Below are 26,771 nucleotides of genomic sequence, written 5' to 3'. Positions count from 1 at the left end.
CTCACTCGCCTCCGTTCGTGAGGATGGGCTCCGGCAGGTCGACGACATCGTCGAGACGCGGGGTCGCGGCCAGCAGTGCTCGGGTGTAGTCGTTGCGCGGGTTCGAAAAGATCTGCTCCGCCGTGCCCTGTTCGACGGTCCGGCCGTAGCGCATCACCGTGACATGATTGGAGATCTGACTGACGACGGCCAGGTCGTGGGTGATGAAGAGCATTGCAGCCTGCGTAACCTCCTGCACTTCCGCGAGCAGATCGAGAATCTGGGCCTGGACAGTGACGTCGAGGGCCGTGGTCGGTTCGTCGGCGATAATGAGGTCGGGTTCGCAGACGAGCGCCATCGCGATCATCACGCGCTGGCGCATCCCCCCGGAGAACTGATGGGGGTAGTGTCCAACGCGGTCGGCCGCATCGGGGATGCGAACCCGATCCATCGCCTCGGCGGCCTTCGTCAGCGCCGCTGCCTTCGTGCCTCCCTTGTGGGCACGGTAGGCCTCGGCGATCTGAAAACCGACCGTGTAGTACGGGTTGAGCGAGGAAAGCGGATCCTGGAAGATCATCGCGATCTGGTCACCACGGGTCCGCCGCATCGACGCATCCGAACGGTGGAGCAGTTCATCGCCGTGGAAGCGGACCGAACCCGTCGTCGTCGCCTCCTTCGGCAGCAGACCCATGATCGCCAGCGAGGTCATCGACTTGCCCGACCCTGATTCGCCGACCAAACCCCTCGTCTGGCCTTGGGCGATGTCGAACGAACTGCCGTCGACGACGACGCCGAGGGGGAATTCGATGCGCAGGTCGCGCACGGACAGGACCGGTGTCTCAGTGGATTGTGCACTCATGAGCTGCTCACTCTCACTCGGGGGTCGAGCACCCGGTAGAGCAGGTCGACCACGATATTGGCGATGATCACTGCGAAGGCGGCCACGAGGGTCACTCCCATGATCACTGGCTGGTCGTTCACGGCGATCGCGTCGTAGGCGTATCGGCCGACGCCGTTGAGGCCGAAGACCGTCTCGGTGATGAGAGCGCCGCCGAGCAGGGTGGCGAAGTCGACGCCGAGGAGCGTGACGATCGGTGTCAGCGAAGGCCGCAGTCCGTGGCGGATGAGGACGGCGCCGCGCCCCAGGCCCTTGGCCCGGGCCGTACGCATGAAGTTCTCGCCCATGGTGTCGATGACATTGGTGCGGGTCAGCCGGGCGTACATAGACGCGTACATAAGCGCCAGCACCATCCACGGCATGAGGTAGGCCTGGAACCACTGCACAGGACTGTCGGTGAACGGCACCACTGTCGGGAACGGAAGCCATTGGAGTTGGACGACGAGCAGGTACTGCAGGACGAGGGCGACGAAGTAGTTCGGTAGGGAGATACCGGCCAGGGCGAACATCATCGCTCCTTTGTCCCACCAGGTGCCTTCCTTCACGGCACTGATCACACCGGCGGCCACCCCGGAGAGCAGCCACAGGACTGCGGCTCCGACGGCGATCGTCACCGAAACGGGAAGGCGGTCGATGATTCCTTGCAGGACGTCCTGGTTGGTCTGGAAGGAGTAACCGATGCATGGGGCGTTGCAGTGAACCGCTGAGGCGCCAGAACCGTAGTCGCGGCCGACGAAGATCGCGGCGAAGAAAGTGAAAAACTGGGTGAAGAACGGTTCGTTGAGTCCCAGCTGATCCCTGATCGCCTCGATCCTCTCCGGAGTGCAGGTCTGCCCACAGATGCTGGCGGCCGGGTCCGGAGAGAGCTGGAAGAAGATGACGAAGGTGAAGAAGACGACGAGCAACATGATGATGAGCGCCGCGGACAGTCGTTTGACAAGATATAGGGCCATCAGAGTCCTCCTGCCCAGATCTTCTGAAGGTTGTCCCCGAGCACGGTGAATGAGAGCACTGTGAGAAAAAGGAACATGCCGGGAATCGCGAAGAACATCGGATCACTGGAGTACCAGGTCACCGCCGAGGCGATCATCTGCCCCCACGAAGGATCGGGCGGAGTGATGCCCACACCAAGGAAGGACAGTCCTGCCTCGGTGGCGATGAACGTCGGCACCGCCAGGGTCGCCATGACCACGATTGTGCCCGAGAGATTCGGCAGCACTTCGCGGAAGACCAGGGGAACCCAGCCGGCGCCGGAGGTCTTGGCCGCCTCGACGAATTCCCGGTTCTTCAGCGACAGTGTCTGGCCGCGGATCACGCGAGCCGTAGCCGGCCAGGAGAAGAGGCTGAGGACGAGGACGAGCAGGAGCGGACGATTGCCCTGAGGCAGGGCAGAGAGGATGGCGATCATGAAGATGAGGGCCGGGAAGGCCATGAGGAAGTCCATGACCCGCGAGATCGCGGCATCGACGAATCCGCCGAGAAAGCCGGCGATGACGCCCATGACGACACCGATGATCATGGTGATGGCGGTGGCGCCGATGCCTATGAGCATCGAGACGCGCGCTCCGTAGGCGATGCGGGCGAAGATGTCACGACCGTTCTGGGGTTCGACGCCCATCCAGTGGTCGGCGCTGATGCCGCCGAGTGGACCGCGCGGCAGACCTCCGAGGGCCGGGTCGACAGCTCCTTCGTCGAATTCATAGGGGCTGTAGCCGGAGAGTTGGGTGATAATCGGGGCGAAGACGGCCAGGAGGACGATGAAGACGAGGAACCCCAACGACAGGATCACCGAGGGCTTGCGCATGATCCTCTTCAGGGTCCCCGACCCGGGGGAGAAATTCTCCCCCGGGTCGGGCCGACCGAACTCCTCGACCTGATTGGAAAGCGAGGCAGTCACGTGTGAACTATCCTTCCGGGTTGAGAAGACCCAGCTGCGAGTAGTCGATGTATCCCGTCTTGGACGGGTTGGCGAAGGCGCCGCCGACGTTGGAACCGGCGAGCTGGAGCGGACGCGGACGGACCAGGGGCACGACCGGTGCGAGGTCGAGGACCTGTTCGTTGATCTTCGCGTACGCGGCGGTCTTGTCATCGAGATCGGGCATGACGGCCGCCTCGGCGAGGGACTTGTTCAGTGCCGGATCATCGATCTGGGACTGGTTGAGGTTGCCGGTCTCCGTGATCCGCTCACCGTCGAACAGGGGCCCCAGAAGCGGTTCACCGGAGAACCAGCCGTTGGAGCACCAGCCGGTGATCGCCAGTTCATTCTGCTGGCTCGGAGTGGCCAGGACCTCGTAGAACTTTGCCTGGTCGATGACATTGAGTTTGACCTCGATTCCGACCTTCTTCAGCGACTGCTGCACCGCCTCGGCCTGCGCCTCCCACATCGGCAGAGCGCGCACGTCCATGGTCAGCTTAAGGTTCTCCGCGCCGGCTTCCTTAAGCATGGCCTTGGCCTTATCCGGATCGCCGGTGTTACCTTCAGTGGCGTAAGGGTCGGTGTCGTCATAGTTCGGCACGCTAGGGAGCAGCAGGTTCGGTGCGACATCGGCCAGCTGCGGACCGCCGCTGGCATTGACCACGCTTGACTTGTCCACGGCCCAGTTGATGGCCTGCCGAACCTTTTTATCGCCCAGTGGCTCTTTGGTGTTGTTCATAACCATGAAGTAGTTGCAGGAGGGCATGGACTGCACTGTGCGCTCTGAGAGCTTGGGATCCTGAGTGATCTTCGCCAGATTGGCCGCCACAACCGGATTGGTCGAAGACGAGACTGCATTGGCATCTTCACCCTGCCCGGACATCATCCGCTGATCGATCGTATTCTGATCGAGGCTGACTGTGAATTTGTATCCGTCGGGATAGGCCGGCCGGATGTCGTCGGTCTCGGCGTTCCAGTTCTCATTACGTACCAGGGTCAGCGACTCGCCACGCTTATACTCGTCGACTTTATACGGTCCCGACGAGATGGGATCCTTCTGGATCTGATCGACCTTGGTCACCTTGCCCTTCGGGAAAGGGGCCCCCGGTGCGGTCGCGACGACACTTGGGAAGTCAGCCATCGGCTCATTCGTCTCGATCGTGATCGTCCGGTCATCGACGACCTTGATCGAGTCGAGCCCGTCCGGGTCTTCGAAGACACCTTCGTAGTCTTTGGCGCCCTTGACATAGTTCTGCAGATAGTCGAGACCGATGGCCAGCGACGGGTCGAAGGCATGCTCGAAGCCGAACTTCACGTCCTCCGCGGTGATCGGCGAACCGTCCTCGAAGGTCACGCCTTCCTTGAGTTTGAACGTCCACTCGGTCGAATCCTCGTTCGGCGTTCCGGTGTCCTCGGCGAGATCGCCGACAAGCTCGAGCTCCCCGGACTCCCGGTTGTACTTGTACTGGGTGAGGTTGCGGTAGAGGAGGTTGTAGAGGTTGAGGACATTGCCGTCGCTGCCCATGGCCGGGTCCAGGTGGGAGAAGTCTACTCCACCCAGAACTTCGACGAGGCCGCCTTTCTGAGGATCACCGGTGTACGAGGCGAAGCCTGTCTCATCGTCGACGACAGATTGAGCATCGCCTCCACTTCCTGAACCCCCATTCCCACAGGCACTTACAAGCATCGTGGCGGCAGCGGCAATCGCAACCATCGATAAAGCTCGCTTCTTCATGAAAGTCTCCTTCGACTGTTCTGTCATGATGTGTGGCTCAGAGCGCGTAGGGCGCCGCACACTTGCCCTTTTGCAGTATCCATTGCACCGTTGCGCCTTCATGGCTTATCTCCAACCGTCGACTCAACAAGCGCTTCCACCAGGCCCGGAACTATGCACACGTGATCTTCACCACACCTCGTATACAATCAGATCGCAACGTTCATTGCAATAGGAGACATATAGTGAAAATCATTGCGACATGGCTCGAACACCTCATGTCCCAGCGCAGACTCTCCCCGGGAACGAGGTCTGTGCTCAAGGCCATCGCCAACGACCCTGAGACGGCGTCGTACTGTAGTGCGGCGGCCCTCGCCGAAGTGGCCGGGGTGAACGTCGCCACCGTCGTCAGAGCCGCACAGGCCATAGACTTCACAGGCTGGTCGGAACTGTCAACGGAGATTCGGAACCGGTTCCTCTCATCCTTGGACGCCGACAAGCATTTTGTTAGAAACACCAGCATCAGCGCGGGGCAGGCAGTGTCATCGGTCGGTAAAGACCTTGAACTCCTCGGCCTCCTCTCGGAATCACTTTCCGAAGAGTCGATCAGCACGGTTGCGGACATGATTACCTCGTCCCGGTCTACCAAGGTCTTAGCCACCGGTGCTTATGTGGCACCAGGCACGGTTTTAGCTCACAACGCGCAGGGACTTGGCTACAACGTTTCAATCAGCTCCGGCTCGACGACCAGTATGATCAATAGCATTCGCCTGCTGCAGCCAGGCGACTGTCTCCTGACATTCTCCATTTGGAAAACCAGCTCAAGCATCGTCCCATTATGCGAACTGGCGAAGGAACGAGGTGTGCACCTGATCGTCGTTGCCGACCAGCACTCGCACTTGGCTGAACTCGCAGACCAGCTGATTCTCGTGCCCTCAGAAGGCGTCGGTCCGATGGCATCCGTAACATGCGCAGTCAGCGTGGCTCAGTGCATTGTGGGCGCCATCGCAAACCTCGACAGCCAACGCTCTGCAGAAATGCTCGAGGAACTTCAGTCCATGTGGTCGCGAACACAAGCGGTGATCAGCGACTAAGCGGCTCCACCTCGATCAACAGTTACCTACGCGGCAGCTGCCTCGAGTCGCCAAATTGTGCATCGGTGCCACTCGACCTTGGACATTCGCATATTTTCCGATCGCCTGCGCCCGGTGAAACTATGAGGACGCGCATCCTCATCGAAGGTCTCTTCTATCGCGGGGCCACCATGGGGATCAAAGTAGGCACCGGGCTCGACGGTGCACTCATCGGTTGGTGCTATTTCAAGAGTTGAGCTGCAGGGAGCGCTACTGGTGCATCCTGTGAAAGTTGTCGGTTTCTCTCGCCATTCATTAGCCACACGGGTGGAGAACATCTTCGGACGAGCCGAAGCAGACCGTAGGCGGTGGCGATGTGACGAATGATTCTCTGCCGCTCCTGCACTTCGCAGCGATATGACTCCCGCACACTCGCCGCAATGGGCTTCTGCGCGCACAGACAATCTACTCGGGGGCAGTTCCCGATCACGTTCGCTCAGACGAATTGGGCGTAGACGAATTCTCGAAGCGCCGGAAGTTCACGACGGGCCTGTGACAGCCCCATCCGATGGGCAGCTGCCAAACGCGCGAGATCACGGGTGCTGTTGTCGACCGGCATGCGGTCGGGGACGAACACGTGTGCCTTGCCCTCATCTTCGAGGGCGAAGATCCGTTCACGAGTCTCGTTGTAGCGCTTCCATCGAGTCAGAAGCGCATCAGCCAAGGCCGGATACTTTCGGAAGATGCCGCGAAAGACTGCGGGGAATCGCTGCGGCTCCTTCTTGTAAGTGCGTTCCTGAGTCAGGACGATGACGAACTTCTCGAAGCCCTCGCGTTGAGCCTGACTCAACGCGATTCCGCCGTCCTCCCCCATCGCACCGTCGACGTACACGTGCCCGTCGAGGTGCACTGGTGGCATGACAATCGGCATCGTCGACGATGCCTGCACACGGATCATCAGATCGTCGATGTTCGGGGTGTCTTTCTTCGACCACACCGCCTCGTCGCCGGTTTTGGCATCGAACGCGATGATCCGCATGTCGCCGGTGCTCGATTCGTAGGTGTCCCAATCGAACGGCAGTGCTTCGTCGGGTGCACCTGCTCGCTGGTAGATGTACTCGCCATGGAACATCCCTTTGCCGCGAGCGAAGTAGCGCCACCCGCCGAATTCTTCTTCCTTGGCAAATTCGACGAACGATCGACGCACTCTCCACCTATCTCCGGACAGATAGTTCACTGCAGTGGAAGCTCCCGCACTAATGCCAGCAACCCAGTCGAATGACAGGCCTTCGTTGAGCAAGGTGACAGCCATGGCACTGGTGAGTGAGGCCCGCATCCCACCGCCTTCGAAGATGAGTGCGGTATCGCTGATACGCGTCGTTTCCGTCGGCTGCTCCCCATTCGTCATATCGATCATCCTAACGACTGCTGATTGACGCTAATGCCGCCTCCAGTCCCATTACCGCTGTGAACGTTTCCATGCAAGAGTGGCCAGAGCAGCTACCTGATCGGGCAGGCAGGCATCGTCGAAGAGTACCTCCGCGGAATGGTTCGTTGCCGCGGTCTCCGGGTCGACACTGGCCGGGCTGACGAAGAAGAAGACGAAGGCTCCCGACACCTCTTCGAGGACATAGGAGAAGTCCTCGGATCCCATGACGGGATCCGGCGCCTCGACAACACGAACGGGACCGAACTCCGAGGTGAGAGTCTCGAGGGCGAACTGCGCTTCGGCGGCATCATTGACCGTCACGGGGTACTGTTCGGTCCATACCAGCTCGGCGGTACATCCGTGAGCGATTGCCACGGATTCAGCCAGTCGGGTCGCGAGTTCGGGGAACCTCTTCGTCGATTCGGCCGACAGCGTTCGCACCGAAGCACCGATCGATGCGGTCGATGGGATGACGTTCACGGCCTCACCGGCACTGAGCTGCGTTACCTCGGCGACGATCGGGTCGAAGACGCTGAATGAGCCGGTGATCATCGAGTACAGGGCCTGCCCAAATTCGAGGACAAAGATCGGGCCCCGGACGGGTCTTCGCCTATGCTGCCGTCCGCGACGCCTTCGGCCAGCCGCTGCCCGGTGTTGAAGACGCACGCACCTTCGCCCGTTGGGAAGGATTGGGACGTAGATGTCGGTTGCTCAGATCAATCGGGCGTCGACGAATTCTCGAAGCGCCGGAAGTCCACGACACGCCAGCGATGGCCCAATCCGGTGAGCGGCAGCCAGTTGTGACATGTCGCGAGTACTGTTGTCGACCGGCATGCGGTCGGGAGCGAACACCTGTGCCTTGCCTTCGGCTTCGAGCGAGAAGATGCGCTCACGTGTCTCGTTGTATCGTTTCCAACGCGTCAGCAACGCCTCACTCAGCGCCTAGTGCCTTCGGATGATGTCGCGGTAGATCGCGGGGAACTGCTGCGGCACCTTCCGGTACGACCGCTCCTGGGCGAGGACGATGGCAAACTGCTCAAAACCCTCCGCTGAGCCTGACTCAGCGCAATTCCGCCGCCCATTACACCGTCGACGTAGACGCGGCCGTTTAGGTGCACCGGCGGCACCTGCTTACTGGTAGATGTACTCCGCATTGAACATTCCCTGCCCGCGAGCGAAGTGGCGGAGTCCGCCGAACTGCTAGTCGGCGGCGAACTCGACGAAGGACCGCCGGGCCCGCCAAATATCACGGAACAGATGTTTCACGGTGCTCGATGCTCCAGCGCTGATGCGTGCGACCCGGCCGAACGACAGGCCGCCTTGAGCAGCGTACCGACCCTGCCGCTGGTGAGCGAAGCTCGCATCCCTCCTCCCTCGAAGATCAGCGCTGTGTCTTTGGTCCGTGTCGTTCAACCAGTTATCGTCGTGCCCGCATCTGCCATAGTTGTGATCCTAACGAGCGACGGGTCTTTGCATCAGCGACGCCGGAACCTTTCGGGGCTGATCGAATGAGGATCGACGCCCGAAGGTGTTCCCGAATGACCTTGCATCTGAGCATGCACGATCGCCGAAGTGATAGGAGCCAGCACCAGTCCTTGTTGGCCGTGGCCGGTCGCGACCGAGAGTCCCCGATCATGGGTGCGGCCGATGGCGGGAAGACCGTCGGCGATGCAGGGGCGCAGACCCGCCCATGTTTCGAGGACCGCCCGCGACGATAGGTCAGGGAATACGCATTCACCGGCTGTGATCATAGCGCCGATGCGTCGGTGATCGACAGAGTCGTCAGACCCGGTCAGTTCCATAACTCCGGCAAGTCTGAGGCGATCAGGGTAGGGGGTTGCCACGATCATCTCGTCCTTTATGCCGATCGGGCGATCAGGGTCGTTCGGGTGTTTGGCCACATCGACGACATATCCCTTTCCGCTAATCATAGGTAAGTGGAGGCCCGTCGGCTTGAGCAGACGCTTCGATGGCTCGGCTGCAGCTACGATTGTGTGTTCAGCAGTCAGGTCACCGACTGCGGCCCTTACTCCCCGCGTAACATGATTGCGGCGGATCAGTGATTGTACGGGTGTGTTGAAGTGGAACTCGACGCCGAGCACAACTGCGCGGTCGGCTACGGCATGGACATATCTGTATCCGTCGCAGTGAGCGTCTTCTGTGGTGAGTATTCCGGCTTCCAAACCGGTTGCCATCGGAATCTCTTCGTCAAGTTGTGCTGCGTTGAGGAAGGAGAACGCCGGTTGTAGCGGGTGATTGTCGAGGTCGTCGGTCGTTGCGTATGCAGCAGCAGAATCTCGGTAGACGTCGAGCAGGCCGTTTTGTCGAAACCCCGTGTCGAGTCCCGATTCTGCGACACGTCGGTGGATCGCGGAGCTCGCCCCACTGAGGCGACGCTGGATATCGACCGCTTTGCCATGCACCCCCGGTAGGGATGCCCGCAGGAAGCGAGTGATCCATCTCAAATTCTCTGGGCTGGGGGCGAGTTTGAACGGGCCGTAGGGATTGAGCATATTCTGCAGTCCGGCTCTGACATTGCCGAATCCTGTCAGCGGATGTGCGTGGCTGGGAGCGAGAAGGCCGGCGTTGGCATAGGAGCACCCGGTCCCTGGTCCGGAACGAGCTTCCACGACGGCTGTTGATAGGCCGCGCTCGGCCGCGTCCATGGCGATGGTGACGCCGATAGCACCGGCCCCGATGACGATGAGGTCGTAGTCCACGGGTCGTTCATTCATCGGCTGTGCGCTCGGTCTCGGCAGCTGCGGCGTTCTCCATCTGTGAATATTGGAAGAGCATGTCCCAACAGAATCGGAGACCGAGAGTTCCTACAAAGGCCACCCAGATGATGATGACGAGGGGGATGACGATGAATGCTGCTGCGAGGACGATCATGAAGTGACCACCTTTCCAACTTCAGTCTGAATGTTCTTCGGCCTGTCGATGAACATGTAGCTGCAAGCAAGGACGGCTATGTTGACCGGCAGAGCCACGATGATGGCGTTGATGTCGTTCGGTGCGCCCAGCACGAAGGTCCACACGATCGCGACTGTCGCTCCGGTCAGCATTGATGCGACGATCGCGACAGGTGCTCTCCGCTTCGACATGACGGCGAAGACGAACGGCGCGACGACGGTCGGGCCCCACAGTCCGTAGGTGAGCATGAGTGCATCGACGATGGTCTCTGCATTGAGAGCGAAGAACAGCGCTCCGAAGCCGATGAAGAAATTGCTGGAGCGTTCGACCCACAGAAGGTTTCTTCCACTGATGTTCGGTGCGATGAATCCTTTGACTAGATCGTTGGATAAGATCACCGACGCTGAGTTGAGCAATGAATCGGCAGTCGACATAATGACTGCCACGAGCGAGGCAGCGACCAGTCCGGCGATGCCGAGCGGGAGCATGTCGATGATGATCGTCGGGATCGCATCATCGGGTCTGATGTTCGGGTAGAAAACAAGAGCGACGATTCCGAGACTGGCGCTGACGAAGTAGAAGACCAGACCAAAGGCTCCGGCACGTGCGTACCCCCTCCTGGCCGAGAGTGGATTCTGCGCAGCCAGTGCCCGCTGTGCATAAGGTGGGATGAGAGCTTCGCCCAGGGCAAAGGCAACGAATATGGCTGCGAATTCCCAGAACCCGTAGGCCCCGAAGAAGTCCAGGTGGGTGTCAGGAATTCTTTCAATGAGATCAGTCGGACCGCCAGCGCGGAATACACCGACGAGCAGTGCCACAGGGAGGAACAGTCCCAAGAGCACGAACTGGAACACATCGGTCTGGACATCGGCCCACATTCCGCCGGCGGTGGAGTATACGAGCACGATTCCCATGCCAATGACGATTCCCAACGTGGAATCAATACCGAAGACGACCTGGAATATTGACCCGAGTGCCAGGCCCTGAGCGCCGAGGATGCCGACAGTGACGAGGAGTCCGAGAACACCGACAATGAGCCGAGCAGCTTTTCCCGAATGCAGGTCGAACACATCCCCGATCGTGACGGATTTCGTATAGCTGTTGAGTCGCGGTGCAACGAACCAGCCGGTGATCACTGTCTGCACTGGGAAAGCGATTGCGGCAACCATAAATGCGTACCCGACCTCATAGGACTCACCGGCGCGTCCAAGTGTGGCTCCACCGCCGAGGAAGGTCGCAGCCAAGGTCGAGAAGACCACCGGCCAGATCAGGCGACGGCCCGCGACGGAGAAGTCATCTGCGTTCTTGATGCGTCGAGCCGTCTGAAACCCGATAAAGAGGACGACGAGAAAATAAAGTCCGACGACGATCAGGTCTATGGCAGAGAGGTTCATTAGTCGCCTTTCTTTCAACACTGGAAGATTCGACTTGATACCCACCATCGGATCCGCTTTACGATAAGTCCAATACCAACTTCTCATGATCCCCATAGGAGGAAGTTATGTCTGAGCTGACGCTCAAGCGTCTTGAGTACTTCTCCGCTGTCGCCGAGGAAGGAAATGTCACACGTGCTGCGCGCCGTCTACACATCTCGCAACCGGCCCTGAGCCTACAGCTCAAGATGCTGGAGGAAGCGGTCGGTCAGCGCCTGATGAATCGCACCGCTAGAGGCATCGCGCTGACATCGGCTGGATCTGCCCTCCGAGCAGAAGCAGAGACCATGCTCAATCAAGCTCAGCTGCTGAAGCGGAGAGTAGTCACAGCCGGAGAACAGGGCCGCGGCACTCTGACGCTAGGAGTCAGTCCAGCCGCGTGCGAGAACTTCCTCCCCTTCACTCTCGCACGGTTTCGTCGCAGATTTCCCGGTATCGACGTGCGGGCGGCCGTCGGCGATGCCCCCACCCTCGACGACAAACTCCAGGCGAAGACGATCGACCTCGCCGTCACCCGGCAGCGCCATGAAATCCTCAGTGAGAGCAGCGACTCTGACCTCGAGATGACAGTACTGCTCGAAGAAAGACTCATCCTGGCTGCGCCAGTGGACAACGCGCTGGCGACTAAACCACAGGTGAACCTCGCAGACCTGGCCGAAGAACGATTGATCATGTACAGCCGGAGCAGAGGTCCCCGGTACTTCGATGCGTTGGTCACGGCCTGCCGCGACCGGGGAGGATTCGATCCGACCGACATCGTCGAGGCAGATTCCTTAGGAGCCCAGATCGCACTCATAGCCGGGGGCTACGGCGTCGGATTCGTCACCGACCTCAGCTCCCTCCGAGCCGCCGGAGACACAGTCTTCCTGAATTGCCGGGACCTCAAGATCGAGTCTCCGACCGTAATGATTGCGCGTAGATCGTCAGCCGAGGCATGCGCTTTCAGCGAAGTCGCCCGTGACACGTCAGTGGAGTTCACCGAGGCGTTCCGAGATCAATTGATCGGCGATCTTGTGCACACAACCTCGCGACCGCGCTCCAACCTCGGTGAGGATCGATAGCGATCGGCTCACTCCCGTGAACCGCAGCAATCATGAGCACAAGGATTGTGAGAGTCGCCTTCTCGCAACTCTTCAAGTCTCTGACCTGCGCTTTGTCGGCGGCCAGGGGCCTCACTTATAGTCGAATCGGGACGCGGAAGACGCGGCCCACACGGATACAGAGCACCAGGTCAAAGGAGACTCAATGCGCTACGTCATCGGAATCACTCTGGACAGACGCGACAGAGACGCCGTCTCTTTGGCCCTCACTCTGGCACGCTCAGTCGTCGCTCCGCACAGTGTCGCAATCGAACTCGTCCACGTGATCCGGGGGCCACAGCCCGAACACGCGCAGACCGCTCAGGAGCGAGAGTTCCAGCAGCTGCGCAAGGACACAGCGCAGGAGGGTCTGTCGAAGGTCATCGACCTCATCCCCAAGACGATCACGTCCACAGCCACCATCCACTTCGCCGATTCGATGGCAGAGGGACTGCTCGACATCGCATCCGCCGGACCGTGCGACCTCATCGTCGTCGGGGCAGCCAGCCGCGGCCCGCTCAGAAGGTTCACGGTCGGATCCGTGGCCAACGCCCTGCTGCATTCGGCGTCGGTCCCCGTCGCGCTCGCTCCGTCGGGCTATCTCCCTCCGAGCAGACTGACACGGCTCACGTGTGCGATCGGGACGAGGGTCGGCGCCGAGGCAGTCCTCGACGTGTCCGTCAGTTCATCGGTCCGTCACGACGTCCCGCTCCGACTCGTCTCGCTCATCGGTTTGGACACACCGCCGCATTCGCCGGACGGACGTTCACCGTCCGACCATGCCCGAGGGCTGCTGCTGAGCGCGTCCCAGCAGGTCGACGATGCGGTCGAAGTCATGGTCGATGTCGCCCACGGGCGATCCGTCGACTCCGCGGTCGAGAGGTTGAGCTGGGACGACAGCGAGATCGTCATCATCGGTTCGAGCCGGCTCGCACAACCGAAGTCGCTGTTCCTCGGCGCCACCGCCAACAAGATGCTGCGCAGCATTCCCGTTCCCATGGTCGTGATTCCTCGTTACCCGGTCGGGTACGGCAAGACCACGAACACCTTGGCACTGTAGACCCACCGAGCAATGACATCACCTTCCGACAACGCCCGCAGCCACGACCAAGCGCCGCTCCGAGCCCCCATCGAGATCTCACATCGGTCGAAGGAGCCGCTCTACCGGCAGCTGCGCAGAGCGCTCGAACACCAGATCCTCGCCGGTGCCTACAGCCCGGAGGTGGCGCTCCCCTCGTCACGAGACCTGGCACATGAACTCGGGCTTTCGCGCAACACCGTCAACGCTGCCGTCCAGGAACTTGTCGCCACCGGACTCATCGAAGCCCGTCCGCGCAGCGGTCACTTCGTCAACAGCCGGCTGCTCGCCGAGCGCCGCCATGAGGAGGATGGATCCGAACCTGCCGCCGGGTCCATCGATTGGGAGCAGAAGATCAGGCCTGTCCGCGACATCCACCTGCCGGAGATCACGAAGACCAAGAACTGGCAGACCTACCCGTACCCATTCGTCGCCGGACAAGTGGACCCCGACGAGTTCCCCCGACTCGCCTGGGCCAAGGCCCTGCGCACCGCGATGGAACCCGAACATCTGCAGTTCTCGGTCCGCGATGCCATCGACGAGGATGATCCGCTTCTGGTCAAACTGCTGTGCCAGCGCGTTCTGCCGAGCCGGGGCATCCATGTCGATGCCGACAATGTGCTCATCACAGCAGGATCCCAACAGGGGCTCGACCTCTTGGCACAGCTGCTCGTCGGGCCGGACACCACCGTCGGCGTCGAAGACCCCGGATACGTCGATGCCAAACATGCCTTCGCCCGCGTCGGCGGCCAACTGTTTCCCTTGAAGGTCGACGATCGTGGAATGATCCCGCCACCGAACGGACTCGACCTCGTCTACGTCACTCCCAGCCACCACAGTCCCACGAACGTCACTCTCGATTCCTCGCGTCGCACGCAGCTGCTGACCCATATGCGCGACTCGGACTCGCTCATCATCGAAGACGACTACGATTCTGAGTTCCGCTACCGCGGCAAACCCACTCCCGCACTCAAAGCCCTGCCCGGTTCCGAGCACGTGATCTATCTGGGCTCATTCTCCAAATTCCTCGCCCCGGGCCTGCGACTCGGTTACATCGTCGCGGAACCCGAACTCATCAGACGCATGCGCAGGCACAGACGCTATTCCATCCGCCACGTCCCCGGACACACCCAACGCGCCATGGCGCTGCTCATCGATTCCGGCCAATACCACCGTACGATTTCGCGTCGCCGCACCCAGCTGCGTAAGAAATGGGAGACGCTCGCTGCTGCGCTCGAGAAGCACCTGCCGTGGAGCGTGCCTATCCCCGCCGGAGGGGTCAGCGTGTGGATCGAAGCCCCTGCACATCTCGATGCGAGACTCCTCGCCGACGAATGCCTGTGCCGAGGCGTCGTGATCGAACGCGGCGATCCGTTCTTCCTCTCCCCCGACTCCCACCGGAACAACTTCAGACTCGGCTTCGCGGCCATCGACATCGAATCCATTGAACCGGGTGTGCGACTTCTCGCCGAGGCGATCGACGCAACCCTCGCCGACCACTGACCCTCCCTTGCCAACTGGCACCAAATAACTCGCAACGGACTGGGACTTCATTCGGAACCAGATAATCGCGAGAGTGATGTCAAGCACACCAACGAAGGAGTGCCGGAGTCGGGACGCCTCGACGTACCGACCCAGACAGTTCGAATGGAGGGTTCGCGTGACGATCTCGGATTATGCAAATCGTGCCCAGCAGCACCTTTTTCCCCATTTCACCACCGGCAAGGTGTGGAACGACGCTGATCTCCCGATCATCGTCGAAGGCGACGGGAGCTACCTCACCGATGAGCGGGGCGACAAATACCTCGACGGGCTGGCCGGACTGTTCTGCGTGAACATCGGGCATGGCCGCCACGACATCCCCACTGCCGCCTACGAGCAGATGAGCCGTCTGTCCTATTGGACCAACTGGGGTTCAGCCCACCCTGCCGCAGTGGATGCGGCGACCCGCATCGCCGGGCATGCCCCCGGCGACCTCGACACCGTATTCTTCGTGAACTCGGGGTCCGAAGCAGTCGAATCCGCCGTCAAGTTCGCCCGCCAGTACCACCGGTCGCAGGGACAGCCCGAACGCACGAAGATCATCGCCCGAGACATGGCCTACCACGGCACCACCCTCGGAGCTCTCGCCGTCACAGGCATCCCTGCGTACAAGGAGCCCTTCGGCGAGCTCATGCCCGGCGTCTTCCACGTGCCCAACACCCTCGGTGAAAAGGTTCCGGCCGGCGGCACCGCGGCTGATCTGCCCTCGATCCAGGCCATCAGAGAACTCATCGACAGGGAGGGTGGAGACACCTTCGCCGCCCTCTTCGCCGAGCCCGTCCAGAACTCACGCGGCGCCCTCGTCCCGCCCGAGGGCTACTGGCAGGAGCTGCGGAAGATCTGCGACGAACACGGGATCCTCCTCGTCGCCGACGAAGTCATCACCGGGTTCGGGCGTCTGGGCGAATGGTTCGGCTCGATCAAGTTCGATGTCGTCCCCGACCTCATCACCTTCGCCAAGGGCTCGACCTCGGGCTACCTCCCCCTCGGCGGGGTCATCATCCGCAAGCCCCTGGCCGAGGCGCTGCTCGACTCCCCCGGTGCCGGGGTCTTCACCCACGGTGCCACGTGGGGCGGCCATCCGGTCGCCACTGCTGTCGCCAGCGCGAATCTCATGGCACTGGAGACGGAGAACATTCCGGGCAACGTCCGCAGCCTCGAGCCGTATTTTCAGAACGGTCTGGACCGGATCGCCGATTCCTACCGGTGCATCAGGGAATACCGCGGCACCGGGTTCTTCTACGCCATCGAGATGATGGCCGACCGCGACACCGGGGCCGAGCTGACTCCCGAAGCTTCGAAGCAGGTGCTCACCGAAGTGATCCCGACGTCGATGAAGGAAGTCGGGCTCATCACTCGCCCGGACAACCGCGGGGCCACGATGCTCGTCCTCTCGCCGCCGCTGGTCGCCGACCAGACCGTCCTCGACGATCTGCTCGACAAGGTCGACCACGTCATGGGGGCCGTCGACAAGCACCTCGGCGTATCTGCCCTGTCGGCCGCGGTCTGAGGGACGGACCATGTTGAAGACGCCGGCAGCGCGCGATCTCGAGCCCGTGACGATCGACCCGATGCTTCGTGATCGGATGCTCGGGCTGCGCAATCGCGGGTCTCGGCCGAGGATCATCCTCGCCGAGTCTCACGATGAGCGTGTCCTCCGCGCTGCCGGCGCCCTCGCCGAGGTGGGCGTCCAACCCATACTGATCGGCGACGGGAACGAGGTCCGGAACCGCGCGAGGCACCTGGGCATCACCGATGCCGACGGCTGGAGCGTCGACGACCCGGCAAGGCTCGCCGCGGGCCCGGCCGGGGAGAGAATCCGCAGCAGCGCAGCGAGGAAGTGTCCCGAACTCGCCGAGCAGTGGCTGACCGATCCCGTCTTCCTCGCCGCCGCGGCCGTCAAGGAAGGACTGGCCGATGCGGCGGTCGCCGGCGCGGACAGGCCCACCGCCGATGTCATTCGGGCAGGGCTGTCGATAGTCGGGCTCGCTCCGGACTCGTCTCTGCTCAGCTCCTCGTTCCTCATGCGCCTGCGCGACGGACGGTATCTGGGCTTCGGGGACTGCGCGGTCATCCCGGTCCCCGACGACGAGCAGCTCTCGGCGATCGCCATCGCCACGGCGAGAACCTTCGCTGCCATCACCGATCAGCATCCGTCTGTGGCGATGCTCTCGTTCTCCACGGCCGGTTCGGCCCAACACTCCGACATCGATCGAGTCAGACTGGCCATCGAGCACATTCGCAGCCGCTGCCCCGAACTCGAGGTCGACGGCGAACTGCAGTTCGACGCAGCCATCGTCGAATCCGTGGCGAAGTCGAAGTGCCCCGAATCCGCAGTCGCCGGCCACGCGAACGTGCTCGTCTTCCCCAATCTCGCAGCCGGAAACATCGGCTACAAGATCGCCGAGCGCCTCGGCGGAGCTGCCGCCTTCGGCCCGCTGCTCCAGGGCCTCGCCGCCCCGATCAATGACTTGTCTCGCGGTGCGAGCGTCTCCGACATCGTCAACGTCGGTCTCATCACCTGCCTGCATGCGCTCACTCCTGCGGCAGACACCCAACAGCGAACCACATCCACTGCCCATACCTTCACAACGAAGTGACGAAAGTAAGGTGCCATGTCGAAATCAATAGAGAACCCACCCCAGAACGTCGCCTCCTCACCACCGGGGGCCGGGGACGGTCAGCAGCCGGAGAGGATGGCGAAGACGCTCAAGCCCCGTTGGGTCTTCGCCATCGCCCTGGGCTCGGCGGTCGGGTGGGGAGCATTCATCCTCCCCACCGACTGGCTGGCCATGGGCGGTCCACTGGGCACACTCGCCGGATTCTCCATCGGTGCCGGGCTCATGCTCGTCATCGCCGTCAGCTACGGCTTCCTCATCCGCACCTTCCCTGTCTCCGGCGGTGAGCTGGCCTATGCACTCATCGGCTACGGACGCGTGCATGCCTTCTTTGCCGGGTGGTTCCTCACACTCGGCTACGTCTGCATCGTCGCACTCAATGCCTCCGCTCTGGCCCTGCTGTTCCGCAAGATCATGCCCTCGGCCATCGAGCAGGGCTATCTCTACACGGTCGCCGGCTGGGACGTGTATCTGCCGGAGATCATCATCTCGGTGACAGCACTGGTCGTCTTCGCCGTCCTCAACATCCGCGGCACGGCCCTGTCGGGTCGTGTCCAGTACTGGGCCTGCGTGCTGATGATCATCGCGGTCGCTGCGATCATCGTCTCCGTGATCGCCAGTCCGACGACCCATTTCGGCAATATGTCTCCCGCGCTGCCCGACGGCGTCAGCCCAGTCGCGGCGATCATCGCGATCGTCGCCATCGCTCCCTGGGCATTCATCGGCTTCGACAATGTTCCGCAGGCGGCCGAGGAGTTCGACTTCTCGCCGTCCAAGGCGCTGCGCCTCATCGTCCTGGCCATCGTCACTGCTGCGGCCCTCTACATGGCGATGATCGTGTCCGTGTCGATGGCCGAACCGTGGCAGGCCCTGGCCAATTCGGGATCAGCCTGGGGCACCGCCGAAGCGGTCACCGGCGTCATCGGCGGCTCAGGCCTGCTGCTGCTCGCAATCGCCATCACCATGGGAGTGAGCACCGGCCTCAACGGCTTCTATGTCTCGGCCAGCCGTGTGCTCATGGCCATGGGACGTGCACAGATGATCCCGCCGATCTTCGCCCGCCTGCATTCGAAGCACAAGACCCCCTACGTCGGCATCATCGCGGTCCTCATTGTCTGCCTCATCAGCCCTTGGTTCGGACGCGCGGCGCTGACGTGGGTCGTCGACATGTCCTCGATCGGTGTGACGATCGCCTACCTCTACACTTGTCTGTGCGCATTCCGGATTTTCCGCCCCACTCATGAGGCGCGGGATCCCAAGGCTCTGCCGGGAATGTACTCGACGACGAAGAAGGTGCTCTCCGGTGTGGGCGCGGTCATCGCGGTCATCTTCATGCTGCTCCTGCTCATCCCGGGGTCTCCCGGTGCGTTGGGACCGCAGTCGCTCATCGCCCTGGCCGTCTGGATCGTCATCGGAGTCGTGTTCTTCCTCTCCCGGATCCGGCACAACAGGAAACTCACCGATCATCAGGTCGATCGCCTCGTTTTCGGTGATGATCGCCCAGCCGTCACCCGGTTCAGCGAACGCGCTCAGCTACGCCGCGAAGGACGCCTGTCCGCGGACGGCTGAGACGATTCCGGACTGCCCGGACAGCATAGCGGTCGGCCCGCTGCCAGTGATTCATGGCAGCGGGCCGACCGCTGTCGTCGGTTCGATCGCCGAGGTGGGTGTGCAGACCAGGAAACCCGCCGTCTCGTCCGGCTCGTGGTGGGCTCAGCGACTGAGGACGGTGCGGAGTCCGTCGACGATCTCCCGCACCGAGGCCCGGTCCCCCAGATATTCGGTATCGAGTTCGACGCTGGTGGGGTACATGAGACCGGGGTCCGTGCCGATGCCGACGCCGAGGATGCCGAGGTCGCCGGCCCGTCGCAGACCGGCCACCGTCGTCTCGAGGTCCCGGGCGAGGTAGTCGTCATCGTTGGCGACGGCGGTGGCCGAGTCGGCGGGCAGCCCATCGCTGATGACGACCACGGCCGATTTCGCCGCCTGCTGACTGCGGAGTCTGTCGACCGCCCAGCGCAGGGCTTCGGCGTCGATGCCCTCTCGATATAGCGAGGTCTTGAGAAGCCCGCCGAGGTGGGTGCGTGTCCGCCGCCACGAGGACGCTCCGGACTTGATCACGAGGTGATGGAGTTCGTTGAGCCGCCCCGGCCGATCGGGCGAGCCGGCCTTCTTCCACTCGCTTCTCACGCGTCCGCCGTTCCACGCGTTTGTGGTGAACCCGAGGATCTCCGTGGTCACATCCAACCGGTCGAGGGCTGTGACGAGGACGTCGAGAAGTGTGCCGAGTCCGAGCGCATGAGGTTTCATCGACCCCGAGAGATCGAGCAGGAAAGTTACGGCGCAATCGGTCTCGGCCCGTTGCGAACGTCCGCGGAAGACGCGCGGGTCGCCAGGAGAGGTGATCAGCCGTGTCAGCCGGGAGGGGTCGAGGATCCCGTCCTCGGAATCGACGAGTTCATGAGCCTCCTTGGCTGCCTCCACGACACCGTGCAGGCGGGAGACGACCGGCGCCAACGGCACCGACCGACGTGCCGTTTCGGCGGCGATGGCGGTCCGGCCGCTGCGCAGACTCTCCGCCCGGACCACCTCGGCGATGGTCGATTCACGGTCGAACCGCGTCGTCCACGCCCGGTAGCCGCGGGCGAGGTGGAGCTGACCACCGGAGTCTTCCGGGACGGGAGCGAACAGGTCCTCGGCGATGTCGAAGACCAACGGCAGGCTCGGGGCGGCATGACGCTCGCGCGACCCGGACCGCGTGCGTTCTCGCTCTTCGACGGCGGCGATCCGGCCGGCGAGCGTGTGCGCGAGGTCGCGGGCCACATCGGCGAAGGCCCGCTGATCGTGCCGGCTATCGCGCAGGGGAAGGAGGAAGGGCCCGAGATCGGGTGAGAGTTCGAACCGGGACTCTTCGACCAGGTCGGAGTCCTCCCGACCAATCGGCTCACGATTCACGACCGACCGGGTGACGACGATGAGCGTGTACAGAAGCATGCCGAGGTGGGTTTCGTGCAGACGGCTGCGCAGAAACTCGCTGCGCCAGTGCGCATGTCGCTGAGACAGGTTGCTGCGGACGCCTGCCTGTCGAGCCAGGGATTCGCACCGGAACTGTTCGAGGATCTCGACGATGAGGCGCTCTTCGCGCGCCGCGGGGAGCATCTGTCGGTGGAGTTCGGGATCGCTCCACTTTCGACGCATGGCCATGGCGTCCGTGGCTCCGCGCAGGGAGGGCAGCTCCGATCGGGCAGGGTCAGGGTAGAGATGGGGAGCGTTCATCGGCAGGAGACCGTTCGCATCGGCCGGTCGGTGCGCCCACAGGTCGACGCCAGCGTCCTGGCTCAGCGCCCTGAACACCGAGGCCAACCGCCGTTCGAGGTCGTGCTCCTCTCGGGCCGAACGCGGTATCGCCGACTGTTGACCGAGGTCTGTCATCAGCTTGCCGTCGCCGCGTGGTCGAGGTCGAGCTCACCGCCGAAGCAGCGTTGGTAGTATTCCGCGACGAGTGGATGCTCGGTCGAGTCGCAGCGGTTGAGGAAGGAGAACCGGAACGCCAATTCGACATCGCCGAAGATCACCGAGTTCTCCGCCCAGGAGATGACTGTGCGCGGTGACATGAGAGCGGAGACGTCGCCGGCGGCGAATCCGCTGCGCGTCAGCTGCGCCACCTCGATCATCGTCGCCACCGTCTCTTCGCCGAGCTTCGTCGCTGCCTCCGGCACCTGTCCGGTGACGACGAGGAGTTCTTCGGCCGGGTCGAGATAGTCCAGCGAGGCGATGATGTTCCACCGGTCGAGTTGAGCCTGGTTGAGCCGATTGACTCCGTGATAGAGGCCGTTGACATTGCCGAGGCCGACCGTGTTCGCCGTAGCGAAGAGCCGGAAGTGCGGATGCGGCCGAATGACCCGGTTCTGCTCGGTGAGGGTGAACAGGCCATCGCGTTCGAGCAGGCGCTGGATGATGAACATGACCTCTGGGCGGCCGGCGTCGTATTCGTCGAAGACCAGCGCCATCGGCCGCGTCAGCGCATAGGGGATGACACCTTCTTCGAAGGCAGTGCGGGGCTGTCCGTCCTCGATGACGACCTGATCCTTGCCTACGAGGTCGGACCGCGAGATCTGCCCGTCGAGGTTGACGCGCATGAGCGGCCAGTTGAGGCGGGCGGCGATCTGTTCGATGTGCGTGGACTTCCCTGTCCCGTGCAGTCCCTGCACGAGCACACGGGATCCGTGGGAGAATCCGGCGAGGATCGCTCGGGTCACCTCAGGGTCGAAGCGGTAGTTCTCATCGATGCGCGGGATCAGATCGCTGTCGTCGTCGAGCATCGGCACGGGCATGTCGGCATTGATGCCGAACAGTTCTTGCAGTGTTGAAACGTCGGCCATGAGCGCCGTCCTTTCCTGGTCGTTGTTCAGCCTGACTGTGGCAGCCGGTCGGCCGGCCGCGGTTCAGGCCGAGTTCTCGTCGGCGCGATCGATCTCATCGAGCACAGCCATGCGCTGAGCAGCTTCTCGGACCACCGGCAGGAGTTCGACGAGATCGTCGATCGACTTTCGGATCACGGGGGCCTGAACTGCCAGGGCCTGGTTGGACCGACCGATGTCGGTGGGAATGAGCACGGCAAGGCAGACGAGACCTTCGAGGTATTCCTGCCGGTCAAGGGCATATCCAGAGCGTCGAGCCGCATCGAGCTCGGACTCGAGCTCTGCGGGATCGGTGAGCGTGTGCGGCGTGAACTCCCTCAAGAGCGAACTGGTCAGCAGTCTGCGACGCGGCGTCTCCCCGTACTGGGAGGCGATCATCTTCCCACTGGCCGAGGCATGGATCGGCACACGGCTGCCGGCTTCGAGATGCACGCGCAGCGGGTGTGAGGTCTCGACCCGGTCGAGGTAGATGACCTCATCGCCGGAGACCGCGGTGAGGTTGCAGCTCTCACCGACCTCCTCGGACAGCTGGGAGAGGATCATCCGCCGCGCTCCCTGTCTCGAGTCATTGAGCAGAACGTCCTCAGCCATTCTCCGCAGTCTCGCTCCGGTGCCGTAATGGCGGCCGTCGCTGTGCCGGGTGAGCAGTCCCGCACCCTCGAGCTGCTGGAGCATCCGGTGGAGGGTGGGCTTGGGCAGCCCTGTCTGCACGACGAGAGACTGAAGCGTGAAGATCTGGTCGCGGGTGGAGATGAACTCCAACAGCGACACCAGCCTCAGCGCCGGAGTCTCCCCGTCGAGTGACACGCTTTCGTCGAACCCGGGCTCAGCCAGATCATCCATGGTCTCCTGCCTCTCCGGCCCGCTGTCGGCCTCGTCCCGAAAATCATTCCGTCTCGAATTATAGTACCAAACGAAATCTTTTCCGGAACTCTATTGACACCCGAGGAGCTCGACTCATAGATTCGAGGTGTTCCGCTTTTCGAAGTGAAATGAACACAAAACCGAGACCACAAGGCAGTGGTCCTAGGACGAACAGGAGACGTTGCGATGACGGAACTGGCCGATCGAACCGAGAGTGCGGCGCTGAGCGACGCGGTCACCACTCAGAAGATCACCTCTTCAGAGGCCTTCGTCGAAACGATGGTGGCCAACGGTGTCACCGATATCTTCGGCATCATGGGCTCGGCGTTCATGGACGCAATGGACATCTTCGCCCCCGCCGGAATCGACTTCATTCCCGTGGTTCACGAGCAGGGCGCCGCGCACATGGCCGATGGCTACGCCCGCGCATCGGGACGGCACGGGGTGGTCACCGGTCAGAACGGGCCGGGCATCTCGAACTGCGTGACAGCGATCGCCGCTGCCTTCTGGGCACATTCGCCGGTCGTCATCGTCACTCCGGAGGCGGGTACGAACTCGATCGGACTCGGTGGATTCCAAGAGGCGAATCAGCTGCCGATGTTCCAGGAGTTCACGAAGTACCAGGGACATGTGTCCAACGCGTCCCGCATGTCCGAATTCACCGCCCGCTGTTTCGACCGCGCGAAGTCGGAGATGGGTCCGACCCAGCTCAACATCCCCCGTGACTTCTTCTACGGGGAATGCGATCCGCAGATCCCCCAGCCGCAGAAGATCGACCGTGGGCCCGGTGGTACGGAGTCCCTCGAAGAGGCAGCAGCACTGCTCGCCTCGGCGAAGAATCCGGTCATCGTCTCCGGCGGTGGAGTTGTCATGGCCGACGGCGTCGACGAGTGCATTGCCTTGGCTGAACGCCTCGGATCGCCCGTGGTCAACAGCTACCAGCACAACGACTCCTTCCCCGCCAGCCACCCCCTGTGGGCCGGACCGCTGGGGTACCAGGGCTCGAAGGCCGGGATGACGCTGATCAACCAGGCCGATGTCGTCCTCGCGCTGGGCACCCGTCTGGGACCGTTCGGCACACTTCCCCAGTACGAATTCGACTACTGGCCCACCAATGCGAAGATCATCCAGGTCGACGCCGACCAGAAGATGCTCGGTTTGGTCAAGAAGATCGACGTCGGCATCTGCGGTGACGCCAAGGCCGTCGCCGAGGACCTCCTCGCCCGCCTCAACGCCCGCGAGGTCGCCTGCGACGCCACGAAGGACCAGCGCGCCGGCCTCATCAAGGCGGAGAAGAACGCCTGGGAGGCCGAACTCGATTCTTGGACTCACGAGAAGGATGAGTTCTCTCTCGACGCCATCGAAGAGGCCGAGAAGGAGGACGGCAACTGGCTGCATCCGCGTCAGGTGCTGCGCGAGCTCGAGAAGGCGATGCCCGCCGACGTCATGGTCTCCACCGACATCGGCAACATCAACTCGGTCGCCCACAGCTACCTGCGTTTCGAACGTCCCCGCAGCTTCTTCGCTCCGATGAGCTTCGGCAACTGCGGCTACGCCCTGCCGACGATCATCGGTGCCAAGCGCGCCGCCCCCGAACGCCCAGCGATCGCTTACGCCGGTGACGGTGCCTGGGCGATGAGCATGGTCGAGGTGCTCACCGCGGTCCGCCACGACATCCCGGTCACCGCGGTGGTCTTCCGCAACCGGCAGTGGGGTGCGGAGAAGAAGAATCAGGTGGAGTTCTACGGTCACCGATTCATCGCCGGTGAGCTCGACAACGGTGAGAGCTTCGCGGCCATGGCCGAGTCGATGGGAGCCGACGGCATCGTCGTCGACGACCTCGCCCAGGTGGGCCCGGCCCTGCAGAAGGCCGTGGACGCACAGATGAATGAAGGCAAGACCACGGTCATCGAGATCATGTGCACGAAGGAGCTCGGCGACCCCTTCCGCCGCGATGCTCTGCGCAAGCCGGTTCGAACTCTGGACAAGTACAAGGACTACGTGTGAGTCCTCGATACTGGTGAGCGCCGGTCGCCGGGGATGGTGGTCGGGTCGGACCCGACCACCATCCCCGGCGCTTCCGGTGCCGCCCATCACGCACGACACAATCGAACAGCGGCCCGTCGACGACGACACTGCCGCAGAAAGCTGGCGCTCAACCGATGAACTCGCCCGAACAGATCATCTACCCAGCCCGTACCGTACGGACCCTTGATCCCGCACGACCCACCGCCGAGGCGGTCATGGTCCGCGGAGCGCGGATCCGAGCCGTCGGTTCCCTCGACGAGCTCAAGGCCTACGGTCCCTCCCGCATCGACGACCGCTACGCGGATGCCGTGATCTTCCCCGGAATGGTCGAAGCCCACGCACATGCCGGCAGCGGCGGGATGTGGGCGAACACCTATGTCGGCTCCTACCCGCGCAAAGATCCCGAGGGCCGAGTCTGGGCCGGCTGCACGAACATCGACGAAGTTCTCGAGCGACTGCGCGCCGCCGATGCCGAACTCGACGACGGTGAGCTGCTGGTCGCCTGGGGGCTCGACCCGATCTTCTTCCCCGGCGAGCGCCTCGACAAGCGGCATCTGGACACGGTGTCACAGACACGACCGATCTTCGTCAGCCACCAGAGCGGGCATCTGGCCACCGTGAACTCGGCGATGCTGCGCTTCGAGGGCATCGACCGCGACTGCCCGGTCGAAGGCGTCGTCCGCGGCCCTGACGGCGAACCCAACGGCGAACTGCGGGAGCCTCCGGCGATCGCGCTGATCTCCAGCGCCTCCTCCCTTCTCGGCGGTCCGTTCGATCCGGATGCTCTGCACGGTTTCGCCGCCGACGCCCGCAACCATGGGGTGACCACCTCGGCGGATCTCGGCAATCCCTACATCATGACCGATGCTCTCAGCGAGCATCGCCGAATCATCGACGACGAGGACTTCCCGCTCCGGCTCTCGCTGTTCCACCTCGGCGGAGGCATGGGTGCCGGCGGCGATCCGGACACGGCGTCGCGGACTCTGGCGGATCTGGCGGAGACCGGGAGCGAGAAGATGCACCTCGGCGGGGTCAAACTCTTCCTCGACGGGTCCATCCAGGGCTTCACCGCCCGACTTCAGGCCCCCGGTTATCTGTCAGAGGACGGCAACGGCATCTGGCTGTCATCACCGGAGGAGTTCTATCGGGCCTTCCGCGCCTACCATTCGGCCGGTTCGGTCATCCATGTCCACTGCAACGGCGACGAAGCCACGGAGCTCTTCCTCGACACCGTCGAGCGGGTGCTGGCCGAGGTTCCGCGCTGGGACCACCGGCACACGGTTACGCACAGTCAGCTGACCACTCCGGCGCAGTACCGGAGGATGAAGGCTCTGGGCGTGTGTGCGAACATCTTCTCCAACCACATCTGGTATTGGGGCGACCAGCACCGGGACCTCATCCTCGGGCCCGATCGCGCCGAACGCATGAACGCCGCCGCGACCGCCCTGCGCATCGGGGTGCCGATCTCGCTGCACTGTGACACTCCCGTCACTCCTCTCGATGCGCTGGCCACGGCCTCCTATGCGGCCGAACGAGCCACACCGAGCGGCCGCGTGCTCGGAGTCCACGAGAGGATCAGCGTGGTTCAGGCTCTCGACGCCGTCACCCTGGGAGCGGCCTATATGCTCAAGCTCGACCACCTCGTCGGGTCGTTGGAGGCGGGCAAGTTCGCCGACTTCGCGATCCTCGATCGGGATCCCTACGACTGCGAGCCGGCCGAACTGCGCGAGATCACCGTCCACGGGACCGTCGTCGCCGGTCGGCACTTCCAGGCGGCTGGCTGAGCG

The 26,771-nt window shown here is 62.7% G+C and carries 22 protein-coding genes; 9 read left to right on the top strand and 13 right to left on the bottom strand.

Annotated features, from left to right (window positions below; translation table 11 throughout):
* Position 1 precedes the first annotated feature (1 nt).
* From GUY37_RS07225 to GUY37_RS19150, 4 genes are read right to left on the bottom strand one after another with little or no spacing between them, the layout of a single operon-like run.
* Positions 2 to 838 carry an ABC transporter ATP-binding protein gene (locus GUY37_RS07225; protein ID WP_166823924.1) on the bottom strand — a complete coding sequence of 279 codons (837 nt, stop codon included), beginning with the start codon at positions 836 to 838 and terminating at the stop codon, positions 2 to 4.
* A complete protein-coding gene (locus GUY37_RS07220) occupies positions 835 to 1,830 on the bottom strand; it encodes an ABC transporter permease (RefSeq protein WP_166823921.1) in 996 nt (331 codons plus the stop codon). The genes GUY37_RS07225 and GUY37_RS07220 overlap by 4 nt, the downstream gene beginning before the upstream one ends.
* Positions 1,830 to 2,774 carry an ABC transporter permease gene (locus tag GUY37_RS07215; protein WP_052239704.1) on the bottom strand — a complete coding sequence of 315 codons (945 nt, stop codon included), beginning with the start codon at positions 2,772 to 2,774 and terminating at the stop codon, positions 1,830 to 1,832. The genes GUY37_RS07220 and GUY37_RS07215 overlap by 1 nt, the downstream gene beginning before the upstream one ends.
* Positions 2,775 to 2,781: 7 nt before the next feature.
* Positions 2,782 to 4,527 (bottom strand): ABC transporter substrate-binding protein, encoded by a 1,746-nt coding sequence (locus GUY37_RS19150; protein WP_228278416.1) that lies wholly within the window; start codon positions 4,525 to 4,527, stop codon positions 2,782 to 2,784.
* A 257-nt stretch (positions 4,528 to 4,784) separates the two neighbouring features.
* On the opposite strand from GUY37_RS19150, the gene GUY37_RS07210 reads away from it, so the two are divergent.
* Entirely contained in the window at positions 4,785 to 5,600 is an 816-nt protein-coding gene (locus tag GUY37_RS07210; protein ID WP_228278463.1) for a MurR/RpiR family transcriptional regulator, read from the top strand.
* Positions 5,601 to 6,075: 475 nt separating this feature from the next.
* Here the strand turns inward: GUY37_RS07210 and GUY37_RS07205 are convergent, their stop codons facing one another.
* From GUY37_RS07205 to GUY37_RS07185, 6 genes are all read right to left on the bottom strand, one after another.
* Positions 6,076 to 6,987: a patatin-like phospholipase family protein gene (locus tag GUY37_RS07205; RefSeq protein WP_166823912.1), complete on the bottom strand. Its 912-nt coding sequence runs from the start codon at positions 6,985 to 6,987 to the stop codon at positions 6,076 to 6,078.
* Between the two features lie 51 nt (positions 6,988 to 7,038).
* Positions 7,039 to 7,560 (bottom strand): M20/M25/M40 family metallo-hydrolase, encoded by a 522-nt coding sequence (locus GUY37_RS07200; protein ID WP_228278415.1) that lies wholly within the window; start codon positions 7,558 to 7,560, stop codon positions 7,039 to 7,041.
* 159 nt (positions 7,561 to 7,719) lie between these two features.
* Positions 7,720 to 7,935, bottom strand: coding sequence for a DUF6363 domain-containing protein (locus GUY37_RS19405; protein ID WP_323127529.1), 216 nt, complete (start codon positions 7,933 to 7,935; stop codon positions 7,720 to 7,722).
* 548 nt (positions 7,936 to 8,483) lie between these two features.
* Positions 8,484 to 9,728 (bottom strand): NAD(P)/FAD-dependent oxidoreductase, encoded by a 1,245-nt coding sequence (locus GUY37_RS07195; protein ID WP_166823909.1) that lies wholly within the window; start codon positions 9,726 to 9,728, stop codon positions 8,484 to 8,486.
* Positions 9,729 to 9,735: 7 nt separating this feature from the next.
* Entirely contained in the window at positions 9,736 to 9,900 is a 165-nt protein-coding gene (locus tag GUY37_RS07190; protein ID WP_166823907.1) for a hypothetical protein, read from the bottom strand.
* Entirely contained in the window at positions 9,897 to 11,411 is a 1,515-nt protein-coding gene (locus GUY37_RS07185) for a sodium:solute symporter family protein (RefSeq protein ID WP_166823904.1), read from the bottom strand. Before GUY37_RS07185 ends, GUY37_RS07190 begins: the two co-directional genes overlap by 4 nt.
* A gap of 11 nt (positions 11,412 to 11,422) precedes the next feature.
* Here GUY37_RS07185 and GUY37_RS07180 point away from each other — a divergent pair, with 11 nt between their 5' ends.
* The 6 genes from GUY37_RS07180 (at position 11,423) to GUY37_RS07155 (ending at position 19,240) form a co-directional block, all read left to right on the top strand.
* The gene (locus tag GUY37_RS07180; RefSeq protein WP_166823901.1) at positions 11,423 to 12,415 is read left to right on the top strand and encodes a LysR family transcriptional regulator; all 993 of its coding nucleotides are present in this window, start codon (positions 11,423 to 11,425) and stop codon (positions 12,413 to 12,415) included.
* Positions 12,416 to 12,599: 184 nt separating this feature from the next.
* Complete coding sequence (locus GUY37_RS07175) at positions 12,600 to 13,493, top strand: universal stress protein (RefSeq protein ID WP_166823898.1); 894 nt, start codon at positions 12,600 to 12,602, stop codon at positions 13,491 to 13,493.
* A 12-nt stretch (positions 13,494 to 13,505) separates the two neighbouring features.
* Entirely contained in the window at positions 13,506 to 15,014 is a 1,509-nt protein-coding gene (gene pdxR / locus GUY37_RS07170) for a MocR-like pyridoxine biosynthesis transcription factor PdxR (protein WP_166823895.1), read from the top strand.
* Positions 15,015 to 15,171: 157 nt separating this feature from the next.
* Positions 15,172 to 16,563 (top strand): aspartate aminotransferase family protein, encoded by a 1,392-nt coding sequence (locus GUY37_RS07165; protein ID WP_228278414.1) that lies wholly within the window; start codon positions 15,172 to 15,174, stop codon positions 16,561 to 16,563.
* A 10-nt stretch (positions 16,564 to 16,573) separates the two neighbouring features.
* Positions 16,574 to 17,653 carry a phosphotransacetylase gene (locus GUY37_RS07160; protein WP_228278413.1) on the top strand — a complete coding sequence of 360 codons (1,080 nt, stop codon included), beginning with the start codon at positions 16,574 to 16,576 and terminating at the stop codon, positions 17,651 to 17,653.
* A 15-nt stretch (positions 17,654 to 17,668) separates the two neighbouring features.
* On the top strand, positions 17,669 to 19,240 hold the full coding sequence (locus GUY37_RS07155; protein WP_166823892.1) for an APC family permease: 1,572 nt from the start codon (positions 17,669 to 17,671) through the stop codon (positions 19,238 to 19,240).
* A 144-nt stretch (positions 19,241 to 19,384) separates the two neighbouring features.
* On the opposite strand, the gene GUY37_RS07150 is transcribed toward GUY37_RS07155, so the two are convergent.
* From GUY37_RS07150 to GUY37_RS07140, 3 genes are all read right to left on the bottom strand, one after another.
* On the bottom strand, positions 19,385 to 21,103 hold the full coding sequence (locus GUY37_RS07150; RefSeq protein ID WP_166823889.1) for a cobaltochelatase CobT-related protein: 1,719 nt from the start codon (positions 21,101 to 21,103) through the stop codon (positions 19,385 to 19,387).
* On the bottom strand, positions 21,103 to 22,053 hold the full coding sequence (locus tag GUY37_RS07145; RefSeq protein ID WP_166823886.1) for an AAA family ATPase: 951 nt from the start codon (positions 22,051 to 22,053) through the stop codon (positions 21,103 to 21,105). The genes GUY37_RS07150 and GUY37_RS07145 overlap by 1 nt, the downstream gene beginning before the upstream one ends.
* A gap of 63 nt (positions 22,054 to 22,116) precedes the next feature.
* Positions 22,117 to 22,935 (bottom strand): IclR family transcriptional regulator, encoded by an 819-nt coding sequence (locus GUY37_RS07140; protein ID WP_166823883.1) that lies wholly within the window; start codon positions 22,933 to 22,935, stop codon positions 22,117 to 22,119.
* Between the two features lie 207 nt (positions 22,936 to 23,142).
* Between GUY37_RS07140 and xsc the strand changes: the two genes are divergently transcribed.
* Positions 23,143 to 24,963 carry a sulfoacetaldehyde acetyltransferase gene (gene xsc / locus GUY37_RS07135; RefSeq protein WP_166823880.1) on the top strand — a complete coding sequence of 607 codons (1,821 nt, stop codon included), beginning with the start codon at positions 23,143 to 23,145 and terminating at the stop codon, positions 24,961 to 24,963.
* A gap of 155 nt (positions 24,964 to 25,118) precedes the next feature.
* Positions 25,119 to 26,768 (top strand): amidohydrolase, encoded by a 1,650-nt coding sequence (locus GUY37_RS07130; protein ID WP_166823877.1) that lies wholly within the window; start codon positions 25,119 to 25,121, stop codon positions 26,766 to 26,768.
* Positions 26,769 to 26,771: the final 3 nt, after the last annotated feature.

The sequence above is a fragment of the Brevibacterium limosum genome (genome assembly GCF_011617705.1).
Taxonomy (GTDB): domain Bacteria; phylum Actinomycetota; class Actinomycetes; order Actinomycetales; family Brevibacteriaceae; genus Brevibacterium; species Brevibacterium limosum.
This window is presented reverse-complemented; position numbering and strand designations above follow the sequence as displayed.

Coding starts and splice junctions, on each gene's coding strand:
- GUY37_RS07225 (WP_166823924.1), bottom strand. CDS start 838: ATGAGTGCACAATCCACTGAGACACCGGTCCTGTCCGTGCGCGACCTG.
- GUY37_RS07220 (WP_166823921.1), bottom strand. CDS start 1,830: ATGGCCCTATATCTTGTCAAACGACTGTCCGCGGCGCTCATCATCATG.
- GUY37_RS19150 (WP_228278416.1), bottom strand. CDS start 4,527: ATGAAGAAGCGAGCTTTATCGATGGTTGCGATTGCCGCTGCCGCCACG.
- GUY37_RS07210 (WP_228278463.1), top strand. CDS start 4,785: ATGTCCCAGCGCAGACTCTCCCCGGGAACGAGGTCTGTGCTCAAGGCC.
- GUY37_RS07205 (WP_166823912.1), bottom strand. CDS start 6,987: ATGACGAATGGGGAGCAGCCGACGGAAACGACGCGTATCAGCGATACC.
- GUY37_RS07200 (WP_228278415.1), bottom strand. CDS start 7,560: ATGATCACCGGCTCATTCAGCGTCTTCGACCCGATCGTCGCCGAGGTA.
- GUY37_RS07190 (WP_166823907.1), bottom strand. CDS start 9,900: ATGATCGTCCTCGCAGCAGCATTCATCGTCATCCCCCTCGTCATCATC.
- GUY37_RS07185 (WP_166823904.1), bottom strand. CDS start 11,411: ATGGGGATCATGAGAAGTTGGTATTGGACTTATCGTAAAGCGGATCCG.
- GUY37_RS07180 (WP_166823901.1), top strand. CDS start 11,423: ATGTCTGAGCTGACGCTCAAGCGTCTTGAGTACTTCTCCGCTGTCGCC.
- GUY37_RS07175 (WP_166823898.1), top strand. CDS start 12,600: ATGCGCTACGTCATCGGAATCACTCTGGACAGACGCGACAGAGACGCC.
- pdxR (WP_166823895.1), top strand. CDS start 13,506: ATGACATCACCTTCCGACAACGCCCGCAGCCACGACCAAGCGCCGCTC.
- GUY37_RS07160 (WP_228278413.1), top strand. CDS start 16,574: ATGTTGAAGACGCCGGCAGCGCGCGATCTCGAGCCCGTGACGATCGAC.
- GUY37_RS07155 (WP_166823892.1), top strand. CDS start 17,669: ATGTCGAAATCAATAGAGAACCCACCCCAGAACGTCGCCTCCTCACCA.
- GUY37_RS07150 (WP_166823889.1), bottom strand. CDS start 21,103: ATGACAGACCTCGGTCAACAGTCGGCGATACCGCGTTCGGCCCGAGAG.
- GUY37_RS07145 (WP_166823886.1), bottom strand. CDS start 22,053: ATGGCCGACGTTTCAACACTGCAAGAACTGTTCGGCATCAATGCCGAC.
- GUY37_RS07140 (WP_166823883.1), bottom strand. CDS start 22,935: ATGGATGATCTGGCTGAGCCCGGGTTCGACGAAAGCGTGTCACTCGAC.
- xsc (WP_166823880.1), top strand. CDS start 23,143: ATGACGGAACTGGCCGATCGAACCGAGAGTGCGGCGCTGAGCGACGCG.
- GUY37_RS07130 (WP_166823877.1), top strand. CDS start 25,119: ATGAACTCGCCCGAACAGATCATCTACCCAGCCCGTACCGTACGGACC.